This window comes from Arsukibacterium ikkense, from assembly GCF_000987775.1.
In the GTDB taxonomy this organism is placed as follows: domain Bacteria; phylum Pseudomonadota; class Gammaproteobacteria; order Enterobacterales; family Alteromonadaceae; genus Alishewanella; species Alishewanella ikkense.
The window spans coordinates 284651-302307 of sequence record NZ_LAHO01000001.1 but is presented as its reverse complement, the minus strand read 5'-3'; the positions used below and the strand labels follow the sequence as shown (position 1 = coordinate 302307).

Here is a 17657-nt window from a genome sequence, read left to right as displayed (position 1 = left end):
TTATTCGCTACCAACTGCATAGCGGGCAACTAGCGCTTTCAGCATGCTACTGCGCGACGCAACTGTCAGGGCCAGCTGGCGCAGGCTGCGCAGCGGGGCGATATCATTGCCAAACAGCTGATAAAAGCCATCCATCGTGCTCATCATCAATAAATTAGCTGGTTTACGTTTGCGCTGATAGCGGCTTAGCAATGCAGCACTGCCTGGATCCTGCTGTTGCTGGTGGGCGCTGATAATCAGTTCAGTCAGCAGCTTTGCATCGGCAAAGCCAAGGTTTACCCCCTGCCCCGCTAACGGGTTAATGGTATGGGCAGCATCGCCTGCCAGTACCACCCTGCCAGCGTAATAGCTGTTGGCATCCATTCGCGCCAGCGGAAACCAGCTGCTACTCTCTACCTCTACTTTACCGAGTTGCGCGGGAAATGCTTTTAGCAACTCTTGAGTAAGTTGCTGCGGGCTTAACGCGGCTAGCTGTTTTACCCGGGCTGCGTCTTCATACCAGACAATACTGCCCTGCGGGCCAGGCAAAGGTAAAAAGGCTTTGGGGCCTGTTGGGGTGAATTGCTGCCAGGTAACATCTTGTTGCGGGTACGGCGTGTTTACTAATGCCACCAGACAAGCTTGCTGATACTGCCAGCCGTTAGTGCCAATACCGGCTAACTGGCGCAGCTGTGAATTGCCACCGTCAGCCGCTATCACTAATTTGCTATGCAGCTGCGCGCCGCTATCCAGCGTTAATATGGCGCTGTCGGACGTTTGGCTTAGCTTTACCACTGAATCCGGACAAAACCGTGTCAGCTCAGCCGGCAATTGCTGCCACAACGCCAGCTGCAGTAAATTGTTCTCGACAATATGGCCCAGATGGCTGCGCTTAATTGTTGCCGCATCAAACGTCACCACACTTTGCGGCTGCTCGAACGCCTGCAAATACTGATACGGGCAAAGCCGCATCTGTTGTAATGGTTGCCAGGCCCCCAATGCCGTTAGCCAGGCTTCACTGGCCAGGTTAATCGACGACACCCGTAAATCCGGCGCACTGCCGGGGTCAAATTGCGCCGGAGCTTGCTTTTCAACCAGTGCTACCCGCAAACCTGCCTGGCTTAATGCCAGCGCAATAGCAGCACCCACCATGCCGCCGCCCACTACAGTCACATCGACAGTTAGTAGCTCAGCGGTATTATTTGCCAACGTTTCGTTTGTCATTTCTGGCCTCTATTCTCCCGCGTGGCACTATTGTACGCCAGCCTCATAAAAAAGCGAAAATCGTTGACGACAGCATAAAAATCCGGCATTTTGCGCGCCCTGTTTGGCAAGTATTCTAAGGAGTGCTAGCCTGTTGGTTTGAATCCTCTGCTGGAGATATCTGATGCGTAATGTAACCGTTGCTGCGACTCAAATGGTGGGCGGCTGGAATGTAGAAGAAAACATCGCCCGTGGCGAAAAGCTGGTGCGTGATGCCGCCGCCAAAGGCGCCCAGATTATTCTGCTGCAGGAACTGTTTGAACGTAACTACTTTTGTCAGAAGCAAAAGCCTGCTTACCTCGAGTTTGCCACCACAGTAGCAGAAAACCCGGCAGTGCAGCATTTCACTAAAATTGCCAAAGAGCTGAATGTGGTGCTCCCAATCAGCATTTATGAGCGCGCCGGTAACTGCCTGTATAACAGTGTGGTGATTATCGATGCAGACGGTGAAAACCTCGGCACCTACCGCAAAAGCCATATTCCGGATGGCCCGGGTTACAGTGAAAAGTACTATTTCACCCCGGGTGATACCGGCTTTAAAGTATGGCAAACCCGTTATGCCAAAATTGGCGTAGGCATCTGCTGGGACCAGTGGTTTCCGGAATGTGCCCGCAGCATGGCATTAATGGGCGCTGAGTTGCTGTTTTACCCTACCGCCATTGGCAGCGAGCCGCATGATGCGACGATTAACTCACGCGATCACTGGCAACGCACCCAGCAGGGCCATGCCGCCGCGAATTTAATGCCACTGATTGCCTCCAACCGGATTGGTACCGAAACCGAAGACGACTTCCACATTACCTTTTATGGCAGCTCGTTTATCGCTGATGCCAGTGGCGCCAAAGTACAGGAAGCCAATGAAACCGAAGAAGCCGTGCTGGTGCATACCTTTGATTTAGATGCCGTCGCCGCTAATCGCCGGGCCTGGGGCTTATTCCGTGACCGCCGGATTGATATTTACGACACCATCCTGACCAAAGACGGTAAAGTTAACCCGGAGAACAGCAAGTGAGCCGCTTACTACCCACTACCCCTGAACATGATGGTTTTGTTATGCCCCCCGAATGGGCCGAGCATAAACAAACCTGGATGGTATGGCCCGAGCGCACCGACAGCTGGCGGCTGGGCGCCAAGCCTGCACAACAGGCCTTTTGTGCAGTAATTGCCGCTATCGCCCGCTTTGAACCGGTAACCGTAGGTGTTTCAGCTGCGCAATATGCCAATGCTGAAGCGCAGCTTAGTAAAGCCGGCGCCTTATACCCGGTGCGGGTAGTGGAAATATCCAATAATGACGCCTGGTGCCGTGATACCGGCCCGACGTTTGTGACAAACAGTAAAGGAGAAGTGCGCGGTATCGACTGGACCTTTAACGCCTGGGGCGGCCTGAATGGTGGTTTGTATTTTCCCTGGCATTTTGATGATCAGGTAGCCAGTAAAATTCTGGGTATTGAACAGCTGCCACGCTACCGCACTGAAGACTTTGTGCTGGAAGGCGGCGCCATCCATGTGGACGGTGAAGGCACGTTATTAACAACGGAAGAGTGTTTACTCAATGCCAACCGCAACCCCAACTTAAGCCGCGCACAAATTGAGGCCAAGCTGGCCGAATATCTGGGGATCAGTAAAGTATTGTGGTTAAAAGACGGTATTTTTAACGACGAAACCGATGGCCACGTCGATAACATGGCCTGCTTTGTTAAACCCGGCGAAGTGGTATTGGCCTGGACTGATGATCAGAACGACCCGCAGTACGAGCGCAGCAAAGCGGCACTGGATTACTTAGAAGCCAGCACCGACGCCAAAGGCCGGAAAATTAAAGTGCATAAGCTGCCGCTGCCCAAGCCAATTATTGCCAACGCTGAAGAATACGCCACAGTAGATGCTACTTTGACGGCCATTCCGCGCGAGGCTAATGCCCGGCTGGCTGGCTCTTACATCAATTTTTATTTATGCAATGGCGGCCTGATTATGCCTACCTTTGACGATCCGAATGATGAGGTTGCTGCTGAAATATTGCAACGACTGTATCCGGACCATCAGGTAGTGAAAGTGCCGGGCCGGGAAATTTTACTGGGCGGTGGCAATATTCACTGTATAACCCAGCAGCAACCGGCCGGTTAACTCTGCTGTAAGGGTGTAGCTGCGGTTGCAACACCCGCCCCGGCTCGCCACAGCAACTCGCGAGTGTCTGCGCACTCGCTCAGACACTCTGTGTCGACCGGAACGGGGTTCCAACCTTCGCTTCATAGTATCGAGAGAGTACCAATGTCCAAAGCCTGCGCGTTACATATCCTGGTTAAAACCCGGGAAGAAGCCGAAAAACTAAAACAGCAACTGGCCAAAGGTGCTGACTTTGGCAAACTGGCCAAACAGCACTCACAGTGCCCGTCTGGTAAAAAAGGCGGTGATTTAGGCGAATTTCGCAAAGGCCAGATGGTCAAAGCCTTTGACGATGTGGTGTTTAAACTGGCAGTGTTAGAAGTACATGGCCCGGTAAAAACTCAGTTTGGCTATCACCTGATTAAAACCCTGTATCGCAGCTAACGGATACTTAACTAACTGCAGCTAACAATCTGGTTTATGGCGCTGATCCTGCCGTTTTGCCAGATCATCTCATAGTGGCCGCTCTGCAGCATTTGCGTCACATATTTGGGGCTGAACAAACCCCAGCACAGTGCCCCCTTGTTACGCACCGAGCCATACTGCACACCGGCACAGCCTTGCTCACGTAAGCGGATCCCCAGCAAGCGCGCAGCGCTATAGTCGTCTGAATGGTAAATGGCATGCTGTGACAGTAAGCCGGTTAGATCGGTCAGGCTGATCTCAGTAAAGTCGCAGCTTAACGCCCGAAATACAAAACGTTCATACGACAGCCCCGGTACCCGGCTCCAGTACCGGTGCTGATGATACGCCACCTCGCAAATAGCGGTTTGCACGTTAGCAGCCAGATACAGCACACCAAAGCGGCCATCCGAAAAACGGCTGCCTGCCGGGTTGATATGGGTAAAAGGCGCTACCGCATAAGAGCAACCGGCAATACCAAAGGGGATCTCGGTACGGGGCAGCAAACTTAAATTCCCGGCCTGGGCCTGTAACCTGGGGTTGGTTAACGCCTGCAGTGCAAATAAGGCGTCAAACTCATCGGCATCAGCCACATCATCAAATACCGATACCGGTGGAAACTTGGAATTTATCAGGCGATAGCTTTGCTGGCGCCGCAGCATAATTTGGGGTAAGTCATCCGCTGTTGTTTCTACATCTGCTACCACATGCCACCACGTAGCGCATCGATATGCTTAAAGGTTTCATATAATGCGGCAAACTGGCCACTGCTGATAATATCCAGCGGGCTTTTACCATTAAAGTAAGGGTTATGGTTTGGCAGCGCCATAAAACCATACAGGTTTTGCGGGTTGTCAAATAGCAACCGCAGGCTGCTGTGGATGTTCAACAGATAACTTATGCGTTCTATCTGGTCTTGCGTCAGGCTGGCGCAATAAGGATCGTGGCGATACTTGTAGTAGGCCGCTTTAGAGATTTGTAAAATACGCTGAATTTGCTCCGGCGAGCACTGCCATTTAGCCAGAATAGCAAATACCGCTTTCAGCCCTGTGGCCGCGACTTGCCGCTGGCTTTGCCTGTCTGGCTGTATTATCTGTGCTGTCTGCATAACAACCTCGTGCCTGAACGAATATTTATCAGTGTAGACCAATAATAAAATTAAATCCACACTGAGACAGCTGCTCAACTGAAAAAGCAGACTCTCTGGTCTGCTTCAGCTTATGCTTTACCCAGCGCCTTCGCCCGCAATTTAGCTTTTAACTTACCCTGCGCCTGGCGTTTAGCTGCGCCGTCATTGCGCCCTGGCCGTTGGCCTGGGGTGCGGGCGACAGCCTCGTTTGGTGCCTGATAACTGGGGTCGTGCTCGTAGCCGGGTAGCACTGTAGTGCTGAGTACTTGCTGGGTTAACTTTTCAATATCCTGCAAGGCGCCTAAATCTTCCGGCGTTACCAGAGTTACAGCTATACCACTCATGCCGGCGCGGCCGGTGCGGCCAATCCGGTGCACATAGTCTTCGGCTATTTGCGGCAAATCGTAGTTCACCACATAGGGTAGCTCGCTGATATCCAGGCCGCGGGCGGCGATATCGGTAGCCACCAACACCCTTACCGAACCGGCTTTAAAATCGGCCAAGGCTTTAGTACGGGCCCCCTGGCTTTTATCGCCATGAATGGCAGCCGTTTTTAAACCGTCTTTCTGAAACTGTTTGGCTAAGCGGTCGGCACCATGCTTAGTACGCACAAACACCAGCACCTGCGGCCAGTTGCGGGCACCGATTAAATGCGACAGCATTTCGCGCTTGCGATGTTTATCCACCAGATACACCTGCTGGGTAACCCGGTCTGCCGTGGCGTTGGCCGCAGCCACTTCAACCAGCACCGGGTTATCTAACAACTCGTCTGCCAGTTTTTTAATGTCGTTGGAGTAGGTTGCTGAAAACAGCAAGGTTTGCCGTTTTGGCGGCAATTTCGCCATAATACGTTTAATATCAACCACAAAGCCCATATCCAGCATGCGGTCCGCTTCGTCCAGCACCAGTACTTCCAGCTGGCTTAAATCGACAGTTTGCTGATGCAGGTGGTCAATTAGGCGGCCCGGCGTGGCGACCAGAATATCCAGCCCCTGCTCTGCTTCATCATATTGCGGCCGGATCGACACCCCGCCATAAAATACCGCGCTGCGACAATTAACATGGCGGCTGTAGGTCAGTACGCTGTCGTGCACTTGCTGCGCCAGCTCGCGGGTGGGAGTAAGCACTAATACTCTTACCTGACCGGCGCTTAGAACTTTAGGCGCATTGAGCAAGTGCTGCAGCAGTGGTAAAGTGAAGGCTGCGGTTTTACCAGTGCCGGTTTGGGCACCGGCTAACACATCTTTACCTGAGCGAATAAGCGGAATACTGCGTTGTTGTACCGGCGTGGCCTCGGTGTAACCCTGCTCGGTTAGCACCCGTAAAATAGGCTCTGCCAGCCCTAAAGATTGAAACGACATTGATGATCCTGACTGCGCCTGCACCCGGTCGGCAAAGGCTAAATAAAGCGTGATTATAACAGATACGTCCAAAACAAGATATTCAGCAGCATGACAGCAGCCACCTGGTTTTTATACATGGTTCGTACTGCCAGCGGCCAGCTTTATACCGGCATTAGCACCGATCCGGTACGCCGGCTGCGCCAGCATAAAGGCGAGCTTCGCGGCGGTGCGAAAGCACTTCGTGGGAAAGGGCCGCTGACGCTTGTATATCAGCAAGTTATGGCTAACCGGGCTGAAGCCAGTAAAGCTGAGTATCAGTTAAAACAACTTTCAAAAGCTGCAAAAGAGCAGCGAATAAGCGAGCGGTAATGGAAAATTTTTACCTGGTGCTGGCCTATCTGGTGATTGGCGTTGTGCTACGCCGGCTACCGGCTATGCCCGAAAACAGCGGCATTGTCCTGAACATTTATGTGCTGTACGTCGCCTTGCCGGCGCTTATTTTAAAAAGCGTGCCACTGCTGCAGTTTTCCAGCGCATTGCTGATCCCGGCATTAACGCCCTGGCTGCTGCTTATTGCCGTGGTCGCAACGGTGTTACTGCTAAGTAAGGTATTTGGCTGGTCGCGGGACGTCACCGGCGCTTTGCTGATTGTGTTACCACTTGGCAATACCTCGTTTTTAGGCTTTCCGATGACCCAGGCGCTGTTTGGCAGCAGCGCTATGCCTTATGCTGTGGTATACGATCAGGTCGGTTCCTTTATTGCTCTGGCTACCTATGTCACCATAGTGGCCGCCATTTACAGCCCACAGGTAAGCAAACCCACAACCAAAAGCATTTTGCTTAAAATAATCAGTTTCCCGTCGTTTATTGCCCTGGCACTGGGTTTACTGCTGCGCAATGTCAGCTTTCCGCCGCTGGCCGATGCGCTGATTAACAACCTGGCTGCCACCCTGGTGCCGGTGGTGATGATTGCCGTTGGTTTTCAGCTAAGCTTTCGCTTCAGTAAAAGCGAAATATCGCCACTGCTGTCAGCACTGACCATTAAATTATTAATGATGCCGTTGTTAGCCTGGGCTATCTGGCGCAGCCTGGGACAAAGCGGCATGGCGGTTGATATCAGTATTTTCCAGGCGGCGATGCCGCCGATGATCTCGGCCGGCGCTATTGCCATTATGGCCGGCCTGGCCCCGCGGCTGGTTAGCGGTATTGTCGGTTTTGGCATTCTAATTGGCTTAGTCAGTTTGCCACTGGTTTATTGGTTATTACGTTAAAGGATAATTATGGAAAAGTTTGATGAAATCACTGCTGCCGTCTGGCTTAGTGTGCAACAGCTCGATTTCTGGTGGCAGCTGCTGGCTTTAGCCTTTGCCCTGTTGCTGGCCTCGTTAACCAACCGGCGGTTGCAGCTGTTAGTGGCAGCGCAGAATATAAGAGGTACGGGCCTGCGACATGTGGCGGTGCGCAGTATTCAGCGCTTGTTGTGGCCGCTTACCGCGCTGGCAATTCTAGTTCCGGTAAAAATTATTTTTGAAATGAATGATTTACCAGCGCAAATTCTGGCCATTGCGGTACCTGTGCTGGTGGCACTGGCCGTGATCAGGTTGGTGGTGTATATCCTGCGCAAAGCGTTCAGTGTCAGCCCACTGCTTAAGTCGTCTGAAAACCTATTAGCCGGGATTATCTGGTTTGGAGTGCTGCTGCATTTAGCCGGTTGGCTGCCAGGGGTACTGGCGGTGCTGGACAGTCTGGCCACCACAGTCGGTGAAACCCGGATTTCGGTGCTGGCCGTCATCAAGCTGGTTTTCATGATCGCACTGGCTTTTACCCTGGCTATCTGGCTGGCCGAATTTATCAGTCAGCGGGTACAGCGTTCAGCGCACATTAGCCCCAGTATGCAGGTCGGCTTTGCCAAGTTTAGTAAGTTTTTATTAATCACCATCGCGTTTCTGGTGGCATTAAACGCAGTTGGCATTAATTTAAGCTCGCTGGCGGTATTTGGCGGCGCGCTGGGGGTAGGTTTAGGTTTTGGTTTGCAGCGCATTGCCTCGAACTTTATCAGTGGCTTTATTCTGGTGTTTGACCGTTCGATCAAGCCCGGCGATATTATTACCGTCGGCGACAAATTTGGCTGGGTAGAGCAGCTAAACGCCCGTTATGTGGTGGTGCGAAACCGCGAAGGGGTAGACACCCTGATCCCTAACGAAAACCTGATCACTTCAGAGGTGATTAACTGGAGTTATGCTGATCGGAATGTTCGGATCATTGTGAGAGTACAAATTAGTTACGAGGATGATCCTGAGCAAGCCATGGCGTTAATGCTTGCCTGCGCTTTCTCATCGCCACGGGTGTTAAAAACGCCTGAGCCTACCGTTCGTCTAATTGAATTTGCTGACAGTGGTATAGAATTACAATTGCGGGTTTGGATAGAAGATATGGAAAAAGGCACTGGGGCAGTGAAATCAGATATTAATCTGGCGATTTGGCGCACCTTTAAAGAAAATAATATAACTATTCCTTATCCGCAACGTGACCTGCATATTAAATCGGGCTGGCCAACTGCGGCTGTGGACACTGTAAAAACGCCTGAGCAAGATTAATGGCCAGTATATTAATAATTGGCCTGGGTGATTTAGGGGCGGCCATTGCCACAGAGGCTCTGCACACAGGCCTTGCGGTCAGCGCTATGCGCCGCCAGGCGAAGGGACTGGCCGGAGTTAATATGCTGCAGCACGATGCCAGCACGCCCTGGCCGGACATTGCCGGCGATGTTACCGATGTGGTGTTGTGCGTAGCGCCCGATAATAGTAGCGATAGCGCATACCGCCAAGCCTATCTTAGCATCGCCGAACAAGCCATGCGCTGGGTGCAGCTGCGAGCAACGGCTATCCATGTCTGGCTGGTGTCATCTACCAGCGTTTATGGCCAGCAACATGGGGAATGGGTTGACGAAGACAGCCCCCGTCGGCCCGAACGCAGCAGTGCAAAGATTCTGGTGGCGGCTGAAGATTTCTGGCTGCAAAGTGGCCTGCCCTGCACCATGCTACGCCCGGCCGGTATATATGGCCCTGGCAGAGAGATGATGCTGCGCATCGCCAGCAGCGGCCAGCAGATTGTTGAAAACCAGCCGATATATACCAACCGGATCCAAATTTCAGACTGTGCCCGGGCCATCGTGCACCTGATTAACCGCCGCCGGCAGAGCCTTGCGCTGGCAAATGCCTACAACCTCTGTGACCTGGCGCCCGCCCGCTACTGCGACGTTATTCACTTTTTGCAACAACAATTGCAGATAGCCGCAGGCACCGCGCAGCACCTTAGCCGTGGCAGTAAAAGAGTCAGCGCCCACCGTTTACAGCAAACCGGCTTTAGCTGGCACTATCCTGATTATCGCGCTGGTTATATGGCCATGTTGTAACGGCTTACAACGAAGCTGTGACTAAACGTAACCAACTGTCTGCATTAGTAAAGCGCCATAGCTATCCCGCCGCTATTTCCTTAGGCTGTGCCGGTTTACCTCACCAGCATGGAAACTGATATGAAAACAGCATTATCTGCGTCACCTTTATCCTTCACCTCAAAACTCGCGTGCACTCTGGCGCTTGGCGCTCTGTTAAGTCTGACAGCCTGTGGCGGCAGCAGTGACGACCAGGCAGTCAGCAAAAGCTATGTGCAGTTTTATAATGGCGCTGCCGACAGTGCTAATCCAAACTTCCGCTTTGATGATAAAAGTGTCGGTAGCGCCCGCTTTGGTGATGCCAGCAATGTTATTACCCTGGACAGCGCAAGTTATACCCTGGCAGTGCAAGAAACCGGTGCCAGCAGCCCACTGCTATCGGCAGATGTGAACTTAAGCGAGGATCAGAAGCACCTGTATATTATTACCAGCACCGATCAACAATTTTCCTATCTCAGCCTGAGCTTCGCCCGGGAAAAACAGTTAGACGATCAATTTGATTTATATCTGAGCAACTTAGCCATAAGCCAACCAAACCTCGATATTTATCTTAGCGCCGCCGATGAGTCTTTCACTGACGCAACCTTACTGGATAAGCTGGCCCTGCATGAAATAAGCAGCACTCCCAGCCGCAATAACACAGGTAAATACAATTTATACCTGGCAGAAGCCGGTGCCGACGCGCCGTTGTTTGTCGGTAAAAACCTCGATTTTGCCTTTGAAAATACTTACGTATTAGTGGTACGAGACCAGCATGGTCCTATTGCCAACCAGCTGGCAGTCGACGTTATTTTAAACTCAAGCAGTGTTGGCCGTTATATGCATCAGGATGCTCAGGCGCAGTTTCGTCTGTACAACAGCTTAGCGCAGCCGTTGCAAGCGGCGCTGGATAACAGCCCGCTTGCCAGCTTAAATGCTGACACCCTGAGTAATTACCAGACACTGAGCAAAGGCGACTACAGTTTGTCTATCCGCGACAGTGACCATCAGTTGTTGCTGAACAGTGCCTTACTGACGGCAACGGCCGGGGAAAGCCAGCTGGTTATCCTGTACCAGAACGCCAGTAATGCGTTGGAAGCGCTGGCCGTAAAAGAAAGCGACAAACCGCAGCTGCAATCGAACGATGTTATTGTCAGCAATTTAGTGGCCGACTTTGACAAGTTGCATTACTACTTTATTCGTCAGGACGAAACCATTGCCACGGCACGACATAACATCAAAAACCTGGCATTTAAAAAGCAGCAAAGCCTGAATTTACCCAAAGACTACTATGCTATTGCGCTGGTGCATGTTGCAGATAATGGCAGCACCACCTTACTGGATAAAACTAATAGTATGATGCTACAACCTGGTCAGCGTTATTTGTTAACCGCAGAGCAAGATGACACTGCAGCATCAGGTTACCGCTTAAAGCTGAATTTCTAACCCCTTCTTGCTTAAACCCCGGCAAATTCCGGGGTTTTGGCGCGATATTACTGACAACAGCCGATTTTTGGTGAATACTTAGCAGTTAACCCGAATTACAACGTATTATCAGGCTAGCGTATATTTATGGCTGTGTTAAAAACCGTGAACTATGGTGTGCTGTCAGTCGGTATTATGCTGGCGGGCACGTGCTTCGCTGCCGGGCAACTGCTGCAAGGTGGCATTGTGCAATCCTTTCCCGGCATTAACGTCGTAGACGGTATCATAGCCCCCGAATCTGATTACGGCCATGCTGAAATTATCAGCTGTATTGAAAGCAAACTGGATGTGCAGATAGCATGGCAAAGCCTGCCGACTGATCGTTTATTAAAACTGACCCGGGAAAATCAACTCGATCTGATTTACCCCATGGGATATACCGAAGAGCGCAATAATTACCTGCAGCCAACGGTCTGGTTAACCAAAGACGATGATTACTTTGTTTTTAAGACAAATACCGTTGGCGCCACTGACCAGGCAAAAAACCGCACCATAGGTGTCAAACGTGGCTCACCACAACAACACTACCTGCAAAGCCATGGCTATCAGAATATTCATCAGATTTACGAGTATCCGCAATTATTACCCTTGCTATTAATGGACCGGGTGGAAATGCTGGCGGTGCCACAGCCTTTAGCTGAACAGCTGCAAGCGCAATTGATCGCAGAGCAAGCCCAGCATACTTTACAGCTTTATAACTACTATACCCGTGATGCAGGTTTTTACCTGGCACCTGCGTTTGCCAGTAGCCATTTAAGTAAAATGAACAATGCCGTAGAGCAATGCCGTCAATTCGTAAAAACCGTTACCGCCATAAAATAAAAAAGCTGACGTTATCATCAGCTTTATTACTCACCTAACAGATTTCAGGCACTACCAATCATCCGTCGCAGTACATAATGTAAAATGCCACCATGTTGATAATAGGCCAGCTCGTTACCGGTATCGATCCGGCACAGCATCTCAATTTTTTGCTGATCACCGTCAGGGTACGTAATCAGCACCGACACTTTCTGTTTTGGTTTCAAGGTATTTAATCCGCTGATACTAAAGGTTTCCGCGCCGGTTAATTGCAAATGCTTACGATCAACTCCTGGCAGAAACTGCAATGGTAATACCCCCATACCAATCAGATTAGAGCGATGAATACGCTCGTAAGACTCCGCCAGTACTGCCCGCACCCCCAGCAATAAAGTACCTTTAGCGGCCCAGTCGCGGGATGAGCCGGTACCATATTCTTTACCCGCTACCACCACTAGCGGCGTTTTTTGCTCGAGGTAACGCTCAGCTGCATCATAAATAGCCATTTGCTCGCCCGATGGCTGGTGCGTGGTGACCCCGCCTTCAGTACCGGGTGCCATTTCGTTACGAATACGGACATTGGCAAAGGTACCGCGAACCATCACCTCATGGTTACCACGACGTGAGCCATAGGAGTTAAAATCAGCTTCTGCTACGCCCAGCCCTGTTAAGTAACGCCCCGCCGGGCTGCTGGCCTTAATGGCGCCAGCGGGTGAAATATGGTCAGTGGTGACAGAATCGCCCAGTAACGCCAGCATGCGGGCCTCTTTGATATCCTGCACCGGCGCAGGCTCGCGCCCCATGTCCTTAAAAAAGCTGGGCTGGCGAATATAGCTTGAATCCGGCCAGGTATAGGTTTTATCTTGCGGTACTTTTATACCTTGCCAACTGGCATCCCCACTGAACACATCGGCATATTCGCTTTTAAACATGCTGCTATGTACTTTGGCAACCTCATTGGCAATATCCTGATTACTGGGCCAGATATCTTGCAGATAAACTGGCTTACCCTGCTTATCATTGCCAATCGGATCCTTACTTAAATCGATATTTACTGTACCCGCTAACGCAAAAGCCACCACCAGCGGTGGCGATGCCAGCCAGTTTGATTGCACCAGGGGGTGAATTCGCCCCTCAAAGTTACGATTACCGGATAACACTGCTGATACATTCAGATTAGCGCGGTGTATTTTGTCTTCAACAGCTTTGGCCAAGGGCCCGGAGTTACCGATACAGGTGGTACAGCCATAACCAACCAGATGAAAACCCAGCCTTTCTAAAGGTTGCATTAGGCCTGCCTGCTCCAGATAGCGCGTTACCACCTTAGAACCTGGTGCCAGCGAGCTTTTCACCCAGGGCTTACGCTGTAAGCCTCTGGCAAGGGCATTGCGCGCCAGCAAACCGGCCGCCATCAACACACTTGGGTTAGATGTATTCGTACAGGAGGTAATAGCAGCAATTACGACAGCATGGTGATTAAGTTTAATTTTCTGGCCATCAAGCTCAACATGCTGCTCATCGCTGTCAGGTTGCGGCTGGCCGCCCCCTTCATCCACCATTTTCGCATCACGCTCGGCCACCATTTTTAGCTGCAGCGCCAACACATCATCGCAATGTTGCTTTAAATCCGCTAAGCCGACTTTATCTTGTGGCCGTTTTGGCCCGGCCAGTGATGGCACGACAGAGCTCAAATCCAGGTGCAGCACGTCGGTATAAATCGCCTTATGACCAGGCTTGCGCCATAACCCCTGAGCCTGACAATAGGCTTTGACCCGGGCGATAACTTTTTCATCGCGCCCGGTCAGTGCCATATAATCCAGAGTAATTTGATCAACCGGGAAAAAGCCACAGGTTGCACCATACTCAGGCGCCATATTGGCGATAGTCGCCCGATCAGCCAGGCTTAAATGATCCAGACCATCACCAAAAAATTCGACAAACTTGCCTACCACGCCGTGATTACGCAGCAATTCGGTGACGGTTAACACCAGATCTGTAGCAGTAATACCAGCTGCCAGCTTGCCGGTAAACTCCAGGCCAACCACTTCCGGGATCAACATCGATACTGGCTGACCCAGCATCGCGGCTTCAGCTTCAATGCCCCCCACCCCCCAGCCCAATACGCCCAATGCATTAATCATGGTGGTGTGGGAATCTGTGCCGACCAGGGTGTCAGGGTACGCCTGCTCACCGTCATCGGTGGCTTTTGCCCAGACACTTTGCCCCAGATATTCCAGATTCACCTGATGGCAAATGCCGGTACCGGGGGGCACTACTTTAAAGTTGGCAAAAGCCTGCTGCCCCCAACGCAAAAAGGTATAGCGCTCAACGTTGCGCTCCATTTCAATGGCCACATTCTGGCCAAAGGCATCGTCGCTGGCAAAATGATCTACCATGACAGAGTGATCTATCACCAGGTCGACCGGGGATAGTGGATTAATCTTTTGCGGATCTTCACCTAACTCTGCCACGGCTGCCCGCATTGCGGCCAGGTCAACCACCGCCGGCACGCCGGTAAAGTCCTGCATCAATACCCGGGCAGGTCGAAAGGCAATTTCCCGGTCAGCATGGCCATGCTTTTGCCAGTCGACCAACGCCTGTATATCATCCGTGGTCACGGTATCAGCGTCCAGACTGCGCAGCAGATTCTCCAGCAATACTTTTAAGGAAAAGGGTAAACGGTCAATGGTACCGTGTAAGGTTGCGGCTTTAGCTAAACTGAAGATTTGATATTCCTGCCCGGCAACTTTCAGTACCTCAGCATAGGGATTACTCTGGCTCATAACATTCCTCGGTTTTTGCGTGTTATCCAAGTGTAGTGCATCAGGGCGCAGATGCGAAAAAGCAAGGCAAGATCCCAATCAACACTCAGTTATCTCAGTTTACGCTGACCGGCAAAACAACAAGGGCCGCAATAGCGGCCCTGTTCGGTAACATCATGGCGTGAAAGCCGGATCGCGCTTAATTCAGGGTAACCCGGGCAAACTTGCGTTTACCCACCTGGTAAATGTCACTGCTCCCTTTGGCGATTTCCAGCTTGCTGTCGTCAATCCGGCTTTCACCGTTTAGTTTTACCGCACCTTGTTTAATCATCCGCAGTGCCTCTGAGGTACTGGCCACTAAACCGGCTTCTTTTAACAGGTTGGCAATCGGCATGCTGTTGCCGTCGCAGCTAAGACTAAGCGCTGGAATATCTTCCGGCAGCGCATTTTTACTAAAACGCTGGGTAAAATCCTGATGTGCAGCTTCTGCCGCTGCGTCATCGTGAAACCGGGCAATAATTTCCTTCGCCAACGCAATTTTAATATCACGCGGGTTGGTACCGGCGGCCATTTGCTGCTTTAACTCAGCAATGTCCGCTAATGGCCGGAAGCTGAGTAAGTCATAATAACGCCACATCAGCTCATCCGAAATGGACATAATTTTGCCAAACATCTCTGTTGGGGCGTCAGTAATGCCGACATAATTACCTAACGACTTAGACATTTTCTGCACGCCATCCAACCCTTCCAACAACGGCACCATCATTACCGTTTGCGGCCGCTGGCCTTCTTCTTTTTGCAGCTCGCGCCCCATCAGCAGGTTAAAGCGCTGATCGGTGCCACCCATTTCAATATCGGCTTCCAGTGCTACCGAGTCCCAGCCTTGCACCAAGGGATACAGAAATTCATGGATTGCAATAGACTGATTACCGGCAAAACGCTTTTTAAAATCGTCCCGCTCCAGCATCCGGGCCACGGTTTGACGTGATGCCAGTTTTATCATGCCGGCAGCACCGAGCTCACCCATCCACTCAGAGTTAAAGGCTACCCGTGTTTTCGCCGGATCGAGTATTTTAAACACTTGTTCTTTATAGGTTTCTGCATTTGCCAGCACATCTTCCCGGCTTAACGGCTTGCGGGTAACGTTTTTGCCGCTGGGGTCACCTATCATGCCGGTAAAATCACCGATCAGGAAAATAACCTCATGACCAAGCTGCTGAAAAGTGCGCAATTTATTAATCAGCACGGTATGGCCTAAATGCAGATCAGGTGCCGTTGGATCAAAACCGGCCTTTACTTTTAAAGGCTTGCCGGTCTTCAACTTGGCAATTAGCTCCTCTTCCAGCAAGATTTCCTCGCAGCCGCGTTTTAATTCAGCTAACGCCTGTGCCCAATCGGCCATTTTTCACTCCTGACATAGTGCAATTTTGCTTAAACAACGGCCATTCTATAGCATGTTCCAGCCAGGGGAAACGCACAAAAGTCTGGTATCTTCGAAAAAAAACCTTTATGCTCGGTTTTTGTACATTTTAAGCAGATGACAGGTATTATGCGGCAACTGGTAGCAAAAATTCCTTCTCGACACCGTGCTTTGATCCTTGCGATATCGGTAGGTTTAGCCGTAATTTTGTTACTTCCCTCTGAGCAGGCTTCTGCATCGAAAAGCAGTAATAGTTCAGCCCTTCAAGTGGGTAAACGTTACAGCCTTGATATTCCGCATACTGAACAACAATTAGCGCAGGGCATGTCAGCCGACATATCTGAACTGGAAATTGCCTTTGAGCCAGAGCCAGAGCACAAGCTGCAATGGGCCAGCCTGCAGGTCCAACGCGGCGATGTGTTATCCAGTTTGTTTCGTAAAGCCAATGTCAGTCAGCAAACCATGCTGGCTATTCTGGCACTTGGCGACAACACTAAAACCCTGACCAGACTGTTCCCCGGTGAAACCCTTGAGTTTGGGTTGGACGATCAGGGTGAACTTGCTGAACTGCGTTACGCTATCAACAAACTTAAAACCCTAATAATCAGCCGTGATGCGCAGGGACAGTATACTGCCACAGAGTTAGAGAAAGAGATTGAACACCGCCAGCAATTTGCCAGCGCAGAAATACAAACCAGCTTTTGGCGCGCCGGTATTGAAGCCGGCTTATCTGAAGCGCAGATTATGAATCTGGCCGGTATTTTTGGTTGGGATATAGATTTTGGCCTGGATTTACGCTCTGGCGACAGCTTTAGTGTGCTGTATCAGGCAAATTATGTTGATGGTGACTTTGCTGGCTATGGCACTATAATCGCTGCCCAATTTCAGAATCAGGGCCAGGTTATTCAGGCCATCCGCCACACCGATGGCAATTACTACAAACCTGATGGTGCCAGTATGCGCCAGGCGTTCTTGCGTGCGCCGGTCAGTTTTCAATATGTAAGTTCTAATTTTAATCCGCGCCGCCTACATCCGGTATTAGGTACAGTTCGCGCCCATAATGGCGTAGATTATGTGGCCCCGGTCGGTACCCCTATTATGGCAGCTGGCGATGGCCGGGTTACCCAGTCCGGTTATAACAACTTAAATGGCAACTATGTGTTTATTCAGCACGCCAACAACATTGTGACTAAATACCTGCATTTGTCCCGGCGCAACGTAAAAACCGGTGATCGGGTAAAACAGGGTGCAACCATTGGCAGGCTTGGTGCAACCGGCAGAGTGACGGGCGCCCACTTACACTATGAGTTTTTAGTCAATGGCGTACACCGTAATCCGCGTACCGTTAAATTACCGCAAGCCACCCCGTTACAGGGTGCTGAGCGCGACAGCTTTGTAGCTACTACGGCGCCTATCCTGGCCGAGCTGCAAACAAAAGAACGGGTACTGTTAGCGAAAACGGCCTCTTAAAGCAGCAAGC

Annotated in this window: 16 protein-coding genes; 10 read left to right on the top strand and 6 right to left on the bottom strand. The window is 51.1% G+C overall.

Translation table 11 applies throughout. The annotated features are described in order from the left end of the window. Positions 1-1203, bottom strand: coding sequence for an FAD-dependent oxidoreductase (locus tag WG68_RS01375; protein ID WP_046555847.1), 1203 nt, complete (start codon positions 1201-1203; stop codon positions 1-3). 163 nt (positions 1204-1366) lie between these two features. On the opposite strand from WG68_RS01375, the gene aguB reads away from it, so the two are divergent. The 3 genes from aguB (at position 1367) to ppiC (ending at position 3786) form a co-directional block, all read left to right on the top strand. After that, positions 1367-2254, top strand: a complete 888-nt coding sequence (gene aguB / locus WG68_RS01370) for an N-carbamoylputrescine amidase (protein WP_046555846.1) — start codon at positions 1367-1369, stop codon at positions 2252-2254. Continuing rightward, positions 2251-3363, top strand: coding sequence for an agmatine deiminase (aguA, locus tag WG68_RS01365; protein WP_046555845.1), 1113 nt, complete (start codon positions 2251-2253; stop codon positions 3361-3363). The genes aguB and aguA overlap by 4 nt, the downstream gene beginning before the upstream one ends. A 144-nt stretch (positions 3364-3507) precedes the next feature. Then, positions 3508-3786: a peptidylprolyl isomerase PpiC gene (ppiC, locus tag WG68_RS01360; protein ID WP_046555844.1), complete on the top strand. Its 279-nt coding sequence runs from the start codon at positions 3508-3510 to the stop codon at positions 3784-3786. Between the two features lie 11 nt (positions 3787-3797). On the opposite strand, the gene WG68_RS01355 is transcribed toward ppiC, so the two are convergent. From WG68_RS01355 to WG68_RS01345, 3 genes are all read right to left on the bottom strand, one after another. Then, positions 3798-4511 carry an RES family NAD+ phosphorylase gene (locus WG68_RS01355; RefSeq protein ID WP_235357618.1) on the bottom strand — a complete coding sequence of 238 codons (714 nt, stop codon included), beginning with the start codon at positions 4509-4511 and terminating at the stop codon, positions 3798-3800. Next, positions 4505-4912, bottom strand: coding sequence for an antitoxin Xre-like helix-turn-helix domain-containing protein (locus tag WG68_RS01350; protein WP_046555976.1), 408 nt, complete (start codon positions 4910-4912; stop codon positions 4505-4507). Before WG68_RS01350 ends, WG68_RS01355 begins: the two co-directional genes overlap by 7 nt. Positions 4913-5022: 110 nt before the next feature. Then, positions 5023-6294 (bottom strand): DEAD/DEAH box helicase, encoded by a 1272-nt coding sequence (locus WG68_RS01345; RefSeq protein ID WP_046555843.1) that lies wholly within the window; start codon positions 6292-6294, stop codon positions 5023-5025. 90 nt (positions 6295-6384) lie between these two features. On the opposite strand from WG68_RS01345, the gene WG68_RS01340 reads away from it, so the two are divergent. From WG68_RS01340 to WG68_RS01315, 6 genes are all read left to right on the top strand, one after another. Next, entirely contained in the window at positions 6385-6645 is a 261-nt protein-coding gene (locus tag WG68_RS01340) for a GIY-YIG nuclease family protein (RefSeq protein WP_046555842.1), read from the top strand. Further along, complete coding sequence (locus WG68_RS01335; protein ID WP_046555841.1) at positions 6645-7547, top strand: AEC family transporter; 903 nt, start codon at positions 6645-6647, stop codon at positions 7545-7547. The genes WG68_RS01340 and WG68_RS01335 overlap by 1 nt, the downstream gene beginning before the upstream one ends. 9 nt (positions 7548-7556) lie before the next feature. Then, entirely contained in the window at positions 7557-8873 is a 1317-nt protein-coding gene (locus WG68_RS01330) for a mechanosensitive ion channel family protein (RefSeq protein WP_046555840.1), read from the top strand. Then, the gene (locus tag WG68_RS01325; RefSeq protein ID WP_046555839.1) at positions 8873-9691 is read left to right on the top strand and encodes an NAD-dependent epimerase/dehydratase family protein; all 819 of its coding nucleotides are present in this window, start codon (positions 8873-8875) and stop codon (positions 9689-9691) included. Before WG68_RS01330 ends, WG68_RS01325 begins: the two co-directional genes overlap by 1 nt. Positions 9692-9811: 120 nt before the next feature. After that, positions 9812-11155, top strand: coding sequence for a DUF4397 domain-containing protein (locus tag WG68_RS01320; RefSeq protein ID WP_046555838.1), 1344 nt, complete (start codon positions 9812-9814; stop codon positions 11153-11155). A 126-nt stretch (positions 11156-11281) separates the two neighbouring features. Next, a complete protein-coding gene (locus WG68_RS01315) occupies positions 11282-12016 on the top strand; it encodes a type 2 periplasmic-binding domain-containing protein (RefSeq protein ID WP_046555837.1) in 735 nt (244 codons plus the stop codon). A gap of 44 nt (positions 12017-12060) precedes the next feature. Here the strand turns inward: WG68_RS01315 and acnA are convergent, their stop codons facing one another. Beyond that, complete coding sequence (acnA, locus tag WG68_RS01310) at positions 12061-14778, bottom strand: aconitate hydratase AcnA (RefSeq protein ID WP_046555836.1); 2718 nt, start codon at positions 14776-14778, stop codon at positions 12061-12063. A 178-nt stretch (positions 14779-14956) separates the two neighbouring features. Next, on the bottom strand, positions 14957-16159 hold the full coding sequence (gene tyrS, locus WG68_RS01305) for a tyrosine--tRNA ligase (protein ID WP_046555835.1): 1203 nt from the start codon (positions 16157-16159) through the stop codon (positions 14957-14959). Positions 16160-16306: 147 nt separating this feature from the next. Here tyrS and WG68_RS01300 point away from each other — a divergent pair, with 147 nt between their 5' ends. Further along, on the top strand, positions 16307-17647 hold the full coding sequence (locus WG68_RS01300; RefSeq protein ID WP_046555975.1) for a peptidoglycan DD-metalloendopeptidase family protein: 1341 nt from the start codon (positions 16307-16309) through the stop codon (positions 17645-17647). Positions 17648-17657 lie beyond the last annotated feature (10 nt).